Source organism: Pradoshia sp. Z3_51, from assembly GCF_058215915.1.
This window is the reverse complement of sequence record NZ_JBZAJC010000008.1, coordinates 100,089-113,306: the sequence shown is the minus strand read 5'-3', so window position 1 is coordinate 113,306 and position 13,218 is coordinate 100,089. Positions and strand designations below refer to the sequence as shown.

Annotated in this window: 13 protein-coding genes, 2 pseudogenes and 1 riboswitch; of the genes and pseudogenes, 10 read left to right on the top strand and 5 right to left on the bottom strand. The window is 34.5% G+C overall.

The genetic code is table 11. The features are described from left to right. The 5 genes from AC4BHA_RS14730 to AC4BHA_RS14710 all read left to right on the top strand — a co-directional run. Positions 1-498 (top strand): Ltp family lipoprotein (locus tag AC4BHA_RS14730; protein ID WP_490558849.1); only part of this gene is annotated, 498 nt, incomplete at its 5' end. Positions 499-850: 352 nt separating this feature from the next. After that, complete coding sequence (locus AC4BHA_RS14725) at positions 851-1,354, top strand: SMI1/KNR4 family protein (protein ID WP_139892834.1); 504 nt, start codon at positions 851-853, stop codon at positions 1,352-1,354. A 226-nt stretch (positions 1,355-1,580) separates the two neighbouring features. Next, the gene (locus AC4BHA_RS14720; protein ID WP_490558848.1) at positions 1,581-2,117 is read left to right on the top strand and encodes a hypothetical protein; all 537 of its coding nucleotides are present in this window, start codon (positions 1,581-1,583) and stop codon (positions 2,115-2,117) included. Between the two features lie 422 nt (positions 2,118-2,539). Then, positions 2,540-2,821 carry a colicin immunity domain-containing protein gene (locus tag AC4BHA_RS14715; RefSeq protein ID WP_490558847.1) on the top strand — a complete coding sequence of 94 codons (282 nt, stop codon included), beginning with the start codon at positions 2,540-2,542 and terminating at the stop codon, positions 2,819-2,821. A 172-nt stretch (positions 2,822-2,993) separates the two neighbouring features. After that, positions 2,994-3,368 carry a DUF2750 domain-containing protein gene (locus AC4BHA_RS14710; RefSeq protein WP_490558846.1) on the top strand — a complete coding sequence of 125 codons (375 nt, stop codon included), beginning with the start codon at positions 2,994-2,996 and terminating at the stop codon, positions 3,366-3,368. A gap of 231 nt (positions 3,369-3,599) precedes the next feature. Here AC4BHA_RS14710 and AC4BHA_RS14705 read toward each other — a convergent pair whose 3' ends face one another. Both AC4BHA_RS14705 and AC4BHA_RS14700 read right to left on the bottom strand, forming a co-directional pair. Next, a complete protein-coding gene (locus AC4BHA_RS14705; protein WP_490553213.1) occupies positions 3,600-3,884 on the bottom strand; it encodes a hypothetical protein in 285 nt (94 codons plus the stop codon). Beyond that, positions 3,877-4,179: a DUF2089 family protein gene (locus AC4BHA_RS14700; RefSeq protein WP_151675531.1), complete on the bottom strand. Its 303-nt coding sequence runs from the start codon at positions 4,177-4,179 to the stop codon at positions 3,877-3,879. The genes AC4BHA_RS14705 and AC4BHA_RS14700 overlap by 8 nt, the downstream gene beginning before the upstream one ends. A gap of 964 nt (positions 4,180-5,143) precedes the next feature. Here AC4BHA_RS14700 and AC4BHA_RS14695 point away from each other — a divergent pair. The 4 genes and pseudogenes from AC4BHA_RS14695 (at position 5,144) to AC4BHA_RS14680 (ending at position 9,005) form a co-directional block, all read left to right on the top strand. After that, positions 5,144-6,388 (top strand): annotated as a pseudogene (locus tag AC4BHA_RS14695) (IS110 family RNA-guided transposase). A gap of 769 nt (positions 6,389-7,157) precedes the next feature. Beyond that, positions 7,158-7,218: riboswitch (Fluoride riboswitch) on the top strand. 47 nt (positions 7,219-7,265) lie between these two features. Further along, positions 7,266-7,640: a fluoride efflux transporter CrcB gene (gene crcB, locus AC4BHA_RS14690; RefSeq protein ID WP_490558845.1), complete on the top strand. Its 375-nt coding sequence runs from the start codon at positions 7,266-7,268 to the stop codon at positions 7,638-7,640. Further along, positions 7,637-8,008 carry a fluoride efflux transporter FluC gene (locus AC4BHA_RS14685; protein WP_490558844.1) on the top strand — a complete coding sequence of 124 codons (372 nt, stop codon included), beginning with the start codon at positions 7,637-7,639 and terminating at the stop codon, positions 8,006-8,008. Before crcB ends, AC4BHA_RS14685 begins: the two co-directional genes overlap by 4 nt. Positions 8,009-8,807: 799 nt before the next feature. Continuing rightward, complete coding sequence (locus tag AC4BHA_RS14680) at positions 8,808-9,005, top strand: hypothetical protein (RefSeq protein WP_490558843.1); 198 nt, start codon at positions 8,808-8,810, stop codon at positions 9,003-9,005. Positions 9,006-9,151: 146 nt separating this feature from the next. Here AC4BHA_RS14680 and AC4BHA_RS14675 read toward each other — a convergent pair whose 3' ends face one another. Then, positions 9,152-9,559 carry a small multi-drug export protein gene (locus AC4BHA_RS14675; protein ID WP_490558842.1) on the bottom strand — a complete coding sequence of 136 codons (408 nt, stop codon included), beginning with the start codon at positions 9,557-9,559 and terminating at the stop codon, positions 9,152-9,154. Between the two features lie 245 nt (positions 9,560-9,804). On the opposite strand from AC4BHA_RS14675, the gene AC4BHA_RS14670 reads away from it, so the two are divergent. Further along, a complete protein-coding gene (locus AC4BHA_RS14670; RefSeq protein ID WP_490558841.1) occupies positions 9,805-10,008 on the top strand; it encodes a hypothetical protein in 204 nt (67 codons plus the stop codon). 691 nt (positions 10,009-10,699) lie between these two features. On the opposite strand, the pseudogene AC4BHA_RS14665 reads toward AC4BHA_RS14670, so the two are convergent. Both AC4BHA_RS14665 and AC4BHA_RS14660 read right to left on the bottom strand, forming a co-directional pair. Beyond that, positions 10,700-10,813, bottom strand: a pseudogene (locus AC4BHA_RS14665) (AIM24 family protein); the annotation flags it as partial. An 80-nt stretch (positions 10,814-10,893) separates the two neighbouring features. Next, a complete protein-coding gene (locus tag AC4BHA_RS14660; RefSeq protein ID WP_139891511.1) occupies positions 10,894-13,041 on the bottom strand; it encodes an MMPL family transporter in 2,148 nt (715 codons plus the stop codon). Between the last annotated feature and the right edge of the window lie 177 nt (positions 13,042-13,218).

Sequence of the window (13,218 nt, the reverse complement as noted above, 5' to 3'; positions counted from 1 at the left end):
GAAAAAGCTAAGAAGGAAGCTGAGGAAAAAGCTAAGAAGGAAGCTGAGGAAAAAGCTAAGAAGGAAGCTGAGGAAAAGGCTAAGAAAGAAGCTGAGGAAAAGGCTAAGAAAGAAGCTGAGGAAAAGGCTAAGAAAGAGGCAGAAGAGAAAGCTAAAAAAGAAGCGGAAGAAAAAGCTAAGCAAGAAGCCAAGAAAGCTGCCGAAACCGCAGCACAACAGAATGCTATCAGGGCAGCTAAAGATTATCTAAATTACACTGCTTTTTCTAAGAACGGATTGATTGAACAGCTAGAGTATGAAGGGTTCTCTAAGGCGGACGCTACATATGCGGTAGAAAGTATTGAAGACCAAGTGGATTGGGATTCACAGGCTGTGGCAGCGGCTCAAGACTATCTTGCATTCTCAGCTTTCTCAAGAAGTGGCCTAATCGACCAATTGAAATATGACGGCTTTACTACTGAGCAAGCTACTTATGCAGCTGATAATGTTGGTCTTTAATAAATTTATTGAAAAACCCTCCTAGTCAATGGGAGGGTTCTGTTTGTGGTAAATAATACTTAAACATAAGGGGGCGTTGATCCAAGGAGGATTAATGCTCTTTTTTGTTGAATTCCTTATTGTAGAAACGGGGCAGGTTAGTTGAATAACAATTTACCCTTAAAGTAAGCTGGTGTTATAATTTACCTATAAATCCTATTTTTAGAGATAACATTTACTAGTCACGAGCTAAACCGGGTTCTGTGAAGAATTTAAAACATATGATGGTCACATCCTGTTTATTTCCAACAGTAGAAACAAACAAGTCGTTAAGAACAGCAACTTTTGCTGTATAAAATTTTGAGGTGATTATATGTCGGAAATTATTTTTCAAGAAGCCGAAAACTTCATTGAAAAAGCAAAAAAATTAGGTGAAAAATATTTAGGGAGAACAGCTACAAGAGAAGAAATCCAACTTTTGAATGACAAATTTGGGGGTAAGATTCCAAGTTGGTATTGTAAATTAATTTCCGAACTTCCATTAATTCATATGGAAATTGGTTGGCAAGCATATGAACCTGAAGAAGATTATGATGGGATAGAATATGTAGAAATATATCAGCCGAGTCATATGATAGATTACTCTTTTGAAGCATATCAAGGTATACAAATTTTAGAAAGAGGTTATGTCTGCATAGGCGGAGATCCAACGGGTTCTGGAGACCCCTATTTTATTAATTTTGATTCTGAAAACCCACCTGTATTTCAAATATATCACGATGTAGGAGACAATCCAGATGAAATTCTTAAGCACGGTAAAGCAAAAGTAGCTGACTCTCTTGTGGAGTTCTTTAGAAATGGCATAATCTTGGAATAGTAAAATCAAGTGAATTACAAAATATTTCTTCAGTACATATAGAACAATTCGGGCGTTAATCCAGGAAGGGATAAACGATATATTTTGTAGAATTGAAGGAATAGATATACTCCAATATCGAGGGCTGTGAGCAGCTCTTTTTTGTTTTGACAAAAAAGGGGCAGGTTAGTTGAAGAAGGAAATGACGAAAAGTAGTTGAATTTAAATAATTTTAAGGGGATTCATTTTGAATATAAAATTAACGGCAGAAGTCTATAGAGTAGGAATCTCTATTGGTATTTTTTCAGTACAAGAAATTATAAAGTGGGCAGATAATGCAATTAAAACCCTTGAAAACCCACCGTATGAAATTATTGATTTGTCTTTATCCTCCAAATTAAATATAGAGGAATTTATGTTGAAATTAGAGTTGATTAAAGGAGATGTTGAAAAAGGCCTTCCCCCCAAGATAATACTGGGGTTATTAAATGATTACCTTTACATACAACAAGATATAAATGATGTTATCACCATAATGGACAAGTTAATTCAGCATTTACCAGAAGACTGCGAATGGATGGAGATGGAAATTCACTATTTATCAGATGGAGTTTATTTAGCGAAGAACGAAATTGATGGAGACTTAAAAGAAATGACTTGTGAAATAAAACAATTTCTAAATCAGTTCGTTGATTTTAGTAATTGTTTTGGCAAATGTGATTTTTATATGTCAAAGGTCTGTGAATGCATCCCCTTTTCTTATGCAACTAAATGGGCAGGTTAGTTGAAGAAGGACTTTTTATATTAATGTAAAATTATTACATAGATATTATTATCAGCGAACACCAAACGAAAATTCTCTACCAAATGAATAAACGAAAGTTGGGGCAAAATCAATATTTTCAAACAGAATATTAGCTTCCCCATAATCTATTTTGTAATATCAATCGGTTGGGATTTCATTACCGAAACAGAGATTAATTGGGTTGAAAACATAGCGGTGTGCTTCATAGCATTCTTACTTCTTTCATTCTATGATTGGGCAAAGGAGCCATATCAAAGAAAGAAGAGATGAAAATCAATAGATCATCTGAGAATTAAGGACTTTAATAATTACCTACATTCACTATGGAACAAACGGGGCATTTACTTTAAAAAGCAATATCCTAAGAATGGATTAAACAAATTTATTAGAAGAGGTAAAAAATGTTTGCGTATAAGTATAAGAGGTTGATGGATGATTTTGTAAATAAACTAATTACTGTTAAAGTTTTTGAATGTGAATATTTAAATACATTTAAAAGTGAGACAGAAAGAATGGATAACACACTGTTTGAAATTTTAAACGAAGTTTTTGAAGCAGTTGATTGCTATTGGTACGAATGTCTCCCTGGACAAGAAACTGCTTTTGAAATATCCGAACAACAACTAAGAAAAGAAGTAAGTGAAGCACTAGTTCAACTAAATAAAGTGTTGAATAATCGTTAGCTCTTATTCAATGTTATTTATCTAACAGGGAAAATAGAAGAAGATCGCGGCTGTCAAATTGGTGGTCTTTTTTATGCAGCTAAAGGGGCAGGTTAGCTTAAGAAGGTGTTTTTATCAGTATTGGAGAATATGTTAAATGCCTTGTTAAACGCAGTAACTGGAGGATATCAATATGAACCAAAAAGAATTAGATTCGATAATTAAACAGCCACCAAATATAAGATATGAGTATTTTATTAAAAAGGTCGCTGATTATGAGGAAGTCTGGGGTTTATATGACGATGGTTGGGCAACAGCACAGGATGATGATGGAAATATGTTGATTCTTTTCTTTCCTAGAAAAGAATTTGCAGAATACTGTGCCGTTAATGAGTGGAATAACTTCAAAGCTGAACCAATTGAATTAAATGAGTTTATTGAGAACTGGCTTGTTGGTATGAAGAAAGATAGAGTTAAACCATCCATTTTCCCAATCAATGAAGACTCAGTAATGGTGGAGATCGATGTGTTATTAAGAGATTTAAATAGTGAGTTAGAGAATTATTAAGTAAGGTTTGCGTTTCAATATCAAGGGCTGTGGTTCAGCTCTTTTTTAGTTATTCCACAAACGGGGCAGGTTAGTGCAAGAAGAACAAGAGGTATCAGTAAATAATCAACTTGTTCTTCTCTTCTATTTTATATCTTTAAATATCCAAGCATAGTAATCATACTATTAGGGTTTTAAAGGTATGCATTTATTCAGTAAGGTATACCAAATTTATCCTGGACTCAGATCTAATTATATGTCATAAGCCCTCATCTTAGTTAGTTCCTTTTTGCGGTTATTATCTACTCTTCTTCTGCCAGTAACCCAATATCCTATCAGAAACAGTTCACCTACAATTGCGAAGAGGATTATTTGTATTAACGAATATTCCATTATCCCGGAAATTTGGATATATATTAACATCGCCAAATATACAATCGGTAAAATAGAACCCCAATACAATTTAATCCTAGTTGATAAAAAATATTGAATACCAAACGCTAATAAAGCTATCAATAATACATACCAATCATTCACTTATTCTCACCTCCTTTTTATATTTATCAATGATTAATTTTGCATCCTCTAAGCTAATTCGATCATCAATTGAAAGTTTCTTGATGAAACCTATAAATTCTTCACTTTCTATACTGTCATTAACCTCAATTTTTTGTATCAGTTTATCTAACCGAAGTCTAACGGTTGGATAAGAGACTTGGTAATATTTTGCTATCTCCTTTAATGAACCGGAATTTATAACAAAATTCTTAATAAACTCAATGTCTTCTTTCTCCAAAGACAAGAGCCAATTGGGCACTTCATTTTTATCCAAAATATCCCTCCTTTATAAAATTTAACTAAATATTAACATATTTATTAATAAAATCAAATAAAAATTAAATTTTATTAAAGGGTAATTAATTTTTGTTGATACCTTATTCAATTGAAGTAAGCAATAGCTTAGGATTCAGAACTGGTATAAGTCTATTCTTATCTTATGGAAGTAAAGGGGCAGGTAGCGGAAGAAGGATTTTAATATATCTAAGTGGAATTTTTACAATAGACGAGATAAAGAAAATGGGAGTCTTAAGTCCAAGGGATAAAGGGGTATCAAAATGCGGTTTTATTTTCGAACAATGAAAAACAATATATTTTTATCTTTAATTACTTTAATGGTATTGATTCTTACAGTCGGATTTTGGTATGGAATACCCTTATTCGGGTTATCAGATTTCTTTTTTGAAACGAATGTACCCATATTCGTTCAATTTGTTTTAATCTGCCTGAGTGTTGGTTTTTGTTTTTCAATAATTTGTATTCCATTTCATCTATCTTTCGCTAAAGAATATGCCATAAACAAAAAGAAAAATATGATAAATACTTTTTTTATAACTCAAGGTACTTTAATTATGTTTGTAGCATTTCTATTTGCAGTTTTTTATTTAACCGTATCACTTTTAGCATTTTAAACCTTTAACTTTAACTGACGATAGCCGAAGATCAAAGCTGTCAAATTGACGGTCTTTTCTTATGCTGCTAAAGGGGCAGGTTCGTATTATATAGTTCAGCCAGAACTTTCTGGTTGAACTTTTTTCATATGAATTTAATCTATCAGTAGCCAGGGTAGAACGTAAGGGGCAGTGGGACAAATGATCCCGTCCGCTAAACTGTTCACCCCCTACTTGTAGAAATATGTTTGAGGCTGGTTGGGACTGAGATCTCGTATAACAAGCGAAGCTATAATACTACTTGGAGGAAATAGGGGTACTGGTGAATTTATCAGAGGAGGAGAAAGAATGAACCCAGTTGTGGGTATAGATATAGCCAAAGAAGAAAGTGAAGTACAGGCTTTTTTAGATAAAGGAAAGCCATATGGAACAAGTTTTTCGATTAAGCATAATCGTGAAGAGTTGGAGAAGTTTTTCTATTTCTTAGAAGAAATGAAGGAAACAACTGGGCAGATGCCTGTGGTTATATTGGAATCAACAGGACATTATCATACCCCAGTTGTTCAATGCTTAGAAGAGAATGACATACTTTATATCTTATTGAATCCAATCATTTCTCATCAAGCGAAGAAGGCCAGTTTAAGAAAGGTGAAAACTGACGCATATGATGCATATCAACTGTGTGTTCTCTATTATAAAGAAGAGTTTGAACCTCAAAAGAGGAGAGGAATTCAGCTCTTAAATCTTCGAAATCTATCGAGACAACAAGAAATAATGACGAATATGTATGTGGAGGCAAAATTGCATTTTCATACGATTTTAGATCAGGTTTTCCCTGAATACAGAAAGGTTTTTGGAGATCTTTTTTCGAAAGTATCTTTATCGGTATTAAAGGAATATCCTACCTCGGAGAAGGTTCTAAAGGCTGGCAAGGAAGAACTAGAAGATAAAATACGAGAACATTGTCCAAGTCGGTCTGTACAGTGGGCTAAAGAAAAAATAAGAAAGTTAATTCATTCAGCTTCTCAGAATCCTTTTCAGAAAGTGCAATATGAAAGTCATCTTATCAATCTTAGTATGTATATCGATATTTTATTTCACTACCAAGGACACCTAACGGATTTAGAGAGCCAAATGGTATCCCTGGCAAATGAAATAGAAGAATATAAGATTATCCAATCGATTCCTGGTATCGGTGAAAAGATTGCGGCAACAATTATTTCAGAGATTGGGGAAATTGATCGGTTTAATCACCCTAAGAAGCTAGTGGCCTTCGCTGGAGTCGATCCTAGTGTCCATTCATCTGGAAAGTTTACTGCGAACATAAATCGCATAACCAAACGAGGTTCCAGTAGGCTAAGGCATAGCTTATAATTAGCTGTTTTATGTGGAATAAGAAGCTCTAGAAATAAAAAGCTCAAAGAGTTCTATGATAGAAAACGTTCAGAAGGAAAACCTTCGAAAGTTGCCATTGTAGCTTGTATCAATAAGCTGCTTCATTGGATTTATGCTTTATTGAAAAAGAACCAGAATTTCCTAGATATAGCTTTGGAAATGATATTTATCCAACATAAGAAAAACCTTCCAAAATGAAACTGGAGGGTTATTTGGCATACCCAAAAACAGTATAGCATATAAAAAAATGAAATATACAGAGAGATATTGACAACCTATTAGCTGGTTTAGCGGAAGAAGAACAGCAGGTGAAGACTGAAAGGTTAAGCAATATATACTATGTGAATTCCAGAATCAATTGGATAATTATGTTAAAATCAATGTAGGGTTTTTAGGATTATCACCATCTTGGAGGTGAAAGATTATCGATGAAATAATTGTCATCTTAATTGGGCTATTTTTAATATTTACAGGGTATTTGGTACTCAAGAAAAAAGCTCTCTTCTTAGTGAATCTTGTTTTGTGGAATGGGGTTTCAGGAGACGAAAAATTACTGTCTCGGATTTTCGGTACTATCATTCTAGTGGCTGGATTTTTGGCTATTTTATTGCCATTTTTAATGTGATTAAGGGGGTAAAAATGATATCGAATTCAGTTTGTGAAAAGACGTACTTAAACAAACAGGGGCTTTGATCCAAGGAGGATTAATGCTCTTTTTTGTTGAATTCCTTATTGTAGAAAAGGGGCAGTTTAGTTGAAGAAGAAAACTACCTATTCTAATTGTATAATATTAACAAATGGTGATTAGGTTGGACAGCATTCCAAAGGTGATTGAAATATTCCTTGACGATTATAGCGTAGTGGTCAGATTTTTTCGTTTAAAATGGATGCCATTTTCAATTTTATCGCTAAACGATAAAAGGAATTACTTCCGATCCGATAAAATAGAATATATAATATTAATGAAATTTAAACAGGTGATGGAGTTCGCCTTTAACCGCCGAATGGCTAATGACTCCTGCTGGTAAACTAATACTGGCAGGAGTCTTTTTGTTTTTAGGAAGGAGGAAACAAAATGATTTACTTTTGGATAGGAATTGCAGGAGCATTAGGAGCTATTTTAAGGTATATAGTTGGAGTTTCATTATTTACAAATAGCACATTTCCTTATGCTACATTAATTGTTAATTTAATTGGTAGCTTTCTTTTGGCTTGGTTAACAACTAATTTATTTAAGAGGATTTCCGTTTCTCCTGCGGTAGCAACAGTGATAGGAACAGGATTTGTTGGGTCTTTTACAACCTTTTCAACCCTTAGTGTCGAAACCGTTAAATTGTTTCAGGATGGAAATATTGTATTGGGTTTAGTTTATGTATTCGTAAGTATTATTGGTGGATTAGCAATGAGTCGATTAGGTTTTAGAGTAAGTCAGGAGGTGCAAAAATCGTGACAGCCACACATATTTTATTGGTCGGCATTGGCGGCTTTTTCGGAGCGATTTCTCGCTATTCAATTAGTAAGAAACTAAACAGTAAATCAACATTTAAACTGCCTATCGGAACTCTTACAGTAAATCTATTGGGAGCCTTTCTATTAGGTATTATTACTGGTGCTAAAGCGGATACGATGATAGTTCTTTTGCTTGGAACAGGATTTATGGGTGCTTTTACAACCTTCTCTACACTCAAACTAGAAATGGTTCAAAGATATTTAAGTAATTACAAAAGGATATTTTTCTTCTATACAATCATCACCTACGTAGCAGGGATTATTCTTGCATACTTGGGGTATTTGGCTGGTAACTTCCTCTTAGGGTGATGTTATAAAAGCATCGAATTCGATGCTCTTTTTTGCAATTTTTTATTGCATACAAATTATATCTTTAATATTAAAATATTTTTCCTCGGAGTTTGACCCCATTTTACTCAAAGTTTGTGAAGGAATTTACTTGAACAGGGGTGTTGAATAGCGAGACAGCATAAAAACTGTCTCTTTTTTACCTTTAGCAACAATCTTTACGAACAGAGCCTTTAAATAACAATATTATTAATCAAACAGAAGAAATAAGAAAATTAAACAAGTCATTAAACCAAGAAAAGGATTAATGACTTATTTAATTTCGTTGGCTCAATCAATTTATATAATTGATCGATTGAATCTTTTTCTATGCTGCTAAAGGGGCAGGTTAGCGGAAGATGGGTTTGTTGAGCCGGAAGTAGAATTAAATAACCCAGTTAGGACAATTCTTCACTAAGAAGAATCGTTCTTTTAGTTCCTATAAACAGAGAAAAAGCGACGGTTTAAAATAGTCGCTTTTTTTGTGGTGTCCCACCAATACAGAACTGCTGTAAATTTGTAGCATAAGCTACAGTGTTATTATAACCAAGTCTTCAAGTAAAATATCACGCAACAAACGAAAAAGACTAAGCTTGACCCTTGGAAAGATGAAATGAGCTTAGCCTCATCTCGTTTATTTACGATGATCCGGGAAGCTTGACTTAGAATACCCATAAAACAAACCAAGACAAATGAATAACGAACAGGGGCAGTTTAGTGGAATAAGACAAACTTATTTAACCATATCTTAGGAAAAATGATTTAGGTGTGATAAATCTATATGAAAGCACAAAATCAAGTTATTTTCTATACAATTAAATGGTCAACAATTAAAAAATTTCTAATACTAGATTTTATCGCAGGTACAAGTATTTATTATGCATTTAAAATCATTTCATCAAGCGTTTTAGTTGGTATTTTAGGAAGTGTTGTTTGTACAGAGGGTATTAAAAGATTACCTAGCAAACAGAAACGTTAATCCTTTTAGATTAACGTTTCTGTTTTCACACCTTACGTAAATATTTAATTGATAAGTAACACCTCTGGGTGGAAGTAACGGGTCAGGATTCTATCTATCTTTTATACATTCCTTGAAAAAGAACTCACTTTAAGGACGTAGGTAACTTATACCAAGCGATCTGCAAGATTAACACCATATATAACTAAAACTCCAGTACCAATTGTCCAGACCAAAATGCCAATCGTCATCCACAATGCTACATAATTCTTCGGTGCTCCTGCTATAAGCGTAATAACTGCCCCGATATGATGCCCAACACCAAGCGGTCCGAGAAAGGAGATACCAGGTATGCCGTATTTCTTGAATAACTTGCGAGCGAGATTCATTCGTTTGCCCGAATACCCTTCTTTCTGTTTAGTGTTTCGCGTATAACCTATTTTTTCATATAACACAATAATCACCATAACAGACAGCAAGTTCCCAAACGAAGCCACTATTAGTGTCGGAACAGCAGGAAAACCAAAAATAATACCGACTGAATCTGTTGGTGTAATATCTATACTATTTTCCAATGGGATTAACTCCTTTTTTGTTATGCAGCTAAGGGGCAGCATTCCTGTAATGAATGAACCAATTAATTATGCAAAATCAACAAAGTTTGTGAATAAATGTACTTAAACTAATAGGGGCATTGATCGAAGAAGGATTAATGCTCTTTTTGTTGAATTCCTTATTGTAGAAACGGGGCAGGTTAGTGGAAGAAGGATAGAGACCTTTGAAAGTCGAATAAATATAGGAAACAAATAGGAGGTGTAATATGGCTTATAAGATATTTATGAAAAATAAATTTGATGGAAGTCTTGAAGAAGCTGATGATGAAATATATCACAGTAAAGAAGATGCTGAATACGCTTTAGACGAAGCAATTAATAATTTTATGACAGGGGCAGAAGTTCTTGAACTGTCTGGAGAAAGCTATGAAGAACCAAATGATTATGAATTTATAATAAAGAAAATTTAATTTTAGGTAAAAAGGGTAAAGTATATTTTCTGTCTTACCCTTTTTAAGTTTTTACTTTGGAGGGGAACAACTACTATATGTGGAGTTTTAATATATCTTTATAAAAACTTCCGCAGTTAAAATGTAGATGTTTTCTTTCCACGATTGGGCGCGATTGTGGAAGAAAAAAAGAGGAGCTTTTTTACTATAGGGACAGCTTCCTGTAATAAATGAACAGTGTGGTTAAGTATGTGAAAGAACGTACTTAAACTAATAGGGGCGTTAGTTCAATAAGACAATAAAACAAACGGAACTTCCAAGCTTATGGAAGTTCCGTTTTTCTTTGAATACATAAATCATCAGTAAACTTTAACAAAGCCTATTGTTAAAACGGCTCATTTTCGCGCTTTTCAGAACAGGGTAAGGTGTTAGGTGTTTGGACCTGATAGAGATTCAACTCTTAAATCGCTTGTTTGAGAGGTTATTTTGAATTTTGGTTTCGCTCATTACTCTAGCAAACAAAAAAAGTAAACTAGTTTTTTGTGTTTCAATACAAGTGAATTGACCAATGATCATCGTGATTTTTATTGAAGATGAGTCCAAAAAAAGACCGTTTTACAGCCAATAACGCCCATCGAGTTTTGGCGAAATTACCTTAACCCTTGATGTCACTAGAAATATATATTTCGCACATAAAAAATCATACCAATAACATCATCATTAAGCTTCCGGCCTCGGCCACGACTGTTTCTTTCGGATCTAATTCCACTTCTACAAATTGCATATCGTCTCCGTATATCTTGTAATCAATTTCATGGTTGTTCATTGCCAAACACCTCCAAATTGATAAATCTCTTCAGTTAAAGTGTAATCCAAAACAATTGAGGATGCGAGTTTGGTATACAATCAATTATTGCTTTTTTTCGCCCTTTTTTGTCCAGGGAACCACCAATTCCATTTGCCCAGCAATTTCATTAGAGAAGGAACAAGGACCATACGGACAAGGGTGGCATCTATAAAAATAGCTAAGGCCACACCAACCCCGATTTGCTTTACCGGTACAATATCTGTAAAAGCAAAGGCACCTGTAACAGCAATCATTATGGCGGCTGCCGAGGTGATAATTTTGCTTGTTGTAGTTAAGCCTTCAAGGGTAGCTTTATCGTTATCTCCAGTTTCGAGATAAATCTCTTGGATACGGGAGATTAAGAAAACTTCATAATCCATACTTAATCCAAAAACAATTGCAAAGGTTAAGATAGGTATCATTAGTGCAATTGGGTTAGGATCAACTCCTAAATTCCCGTGCTGGAAAATCCATACAATGATACCAAAGGCAGCTCCAAGGGAAAGGATATTCATCAGAATAGCTTTCACCGGAATGAGTACAGACCGGAATGCAACTAATAAAATCAAATAAGTAGCCCCGATAATCAGTAATAAACCTTTTGGGACCTGCTCCAGGATTTCATCAAAAATTTCTTGTGTGAATTTTGCCTGACCGCCAATAGTGTGAGTCAGCTCTGGATGTATGTCTTGATTCTCAGCCTCTCGAACCCAATCTTTTGCTTTCGCGGTTTTGTATGCTGCATCGAGTTTAACCGTTATGTGGGTTGTATCTTCGTTCACTAGCTTTTCGAGGACAGGAGCCATTTTTTCTCTAGCCGCATCAGATTGTAAGGTTTGATATAACTCTTCAGCGGAGTTTGTGTTTGTATACGTAAATATTGAATCAACTTGATCGACAAGCTCATCTTCCTTAAGCTCATTTATAAATGCTTCTATGTTCTCAAGGGATTCCTTTGATAATATGTCCTCTTGATTTTTTGTTTCTAAAACAATCGGTACGTTTGACTGATTGCTTGGAAGGAAAGAGTCTTCAAATTTTTCATATGCAATTCTTGTTTGACTGTCAGCCGGCAAAGAATCAGCATTAGGTATTTCTAAATCAATATTGCGAATAGGGGTGGCTGCAATCATTAAAATGAGTAAAGCGGCTAAGGCCATAATTATAGGGCGTTTCATTACGAAGTTTGCGAAACTTCTCCATTTACTGTCCGAGTTTTCTTTAGTTTTTAGAATCATAGCTTTGTTAATGTTTTTACCGATAATGCCTAATAAGGCCGGCAGGAAGGTAAGGGCAGAAATGACAGAAATGAAAACAGCGACTATACCGCCGACAGCTATACTTCGGAATATATCAATATTAATGAAAAACATCCCTGCAAGACCAAGAACAACACAGGTTCCAGAAAAAGCAATTGCTTTCCCGGCAGTTTTGTTTGTAATGCTCACGGCTTTACTGACTTCATGATGCTGCAGTTCTTCTCTGAATCGATGGATGTAGAGAAGGGCAAAATCAATGCTGACTGCTAACCCAATCATGGGAACAACATTTAAAACAAACACGGAAAGATTAATACTCTGACCAATAAAATAAATAATCCCCATCGAGGATACAACGGCTACAATCCCGGTCATCAGGGGAATGGAAGCAGCAACCAATCCTCCAAAAGCTAATAACAATACAATCATGGCGATTGGAATCCCAATCATTTCGGCATTTTTTAAATCAGTTTGAGATGCTTTGCTCATATCTTCTTCAATGACATGGCTACCAGTCAGAGAAGCGGATATATCCTGGCCAGCAATCTCTTGGTTTAAAGCTTTAATATAATCTGCAGGTTCTTGTGTGTCTTCGTCAAAAGAGATAGAGGCATAGGCAATCTCCTTTTTATATTGTAAATCATTTTCTAAGGGGGATTCTACTGAGCTAAACCCGTCGATTTTTTTCACATCATTCAATACTGAGTTTATCTTTTGTTTAAAATCCTTTTCCTCTAAATTATCCTTATTTTCAAATAAAATGATATAAGGTGAGGCTGATTGACCGAACCGATCCTCTAATAGCTCATTTGTTTTATCATAGGAGGACTCTTCCATCTCAAAGCCGCTGCCTTGCAGAATACCAGGCATTTTTAGAGCGAAGAATCCCATTACCAATGTGAAAATAATCCAAATCACTAAGATTATTTTACGATATGTATACATCATTCAATAAACCTCCTCTTTTAGCTCTATGTGCCACAATTCTCTATACCCATGTATACAAGATATATCCTCCCGCTATATAACATTTTAAACTTTAAAAGCAGTTTATCATAGGTTTTACCCGGTAAGTATAATGAAATAATTATCACTATAAATATGAAAAGATAGTGTATTTAGAAG

Bases quoted from the DNA above. Each gene is read 5' to 3' on its own strand.
- AC4BHA_RS14725 (WP_139892834.1), top strand. From the start codon at position 851: ATGTCGGAAATTATTTTTCAAGAAGCCGAAAACTTCATTGAAAAAGCA.
- AC4BHA_RS14715 (WP_490558847.1), top strand. From the start codon at position 2,540: ATGTTTGCGTATAAGTATAAGAGGTTGATGGATGATTTTGTAAATAAA.
- AC4BHA_RS14710 (WP_490558846.1), top strand. From the start codon at position 2,994: ATGAACCAAAAAGAATTAGATTCGATAATTAAACAGCCACCAAATATA.
- crcB (WP_490558845.1), top strand. From the start codon at position 7,266: ATGATTTACTTTTGGATAGGAATTGCAGGAGCATTAGGAGCTATTTTA.
- AC4BHA_RS14680 (WP_490558843.1), top strand. From the start codon at position 8,808: ATGAAAGCACAAAATCAAGTTATTTTCTATACAATTAAATGGTCAACA.
- AC4BHA_RS14670 (WP_490558841.1), top strand. From the start codon at position 9,805: ATGGCTTATAAGATATTTATGAAAAATAAATTTGATGGAAGTCTTGAA.
- AC4BHA_RS14660 (WP_139891511.1), bottom strand. From the start codon at position 13,041: ATGATGTATACATATCGTAAAATAATCTTAGTGATTTGGATTATTTTC.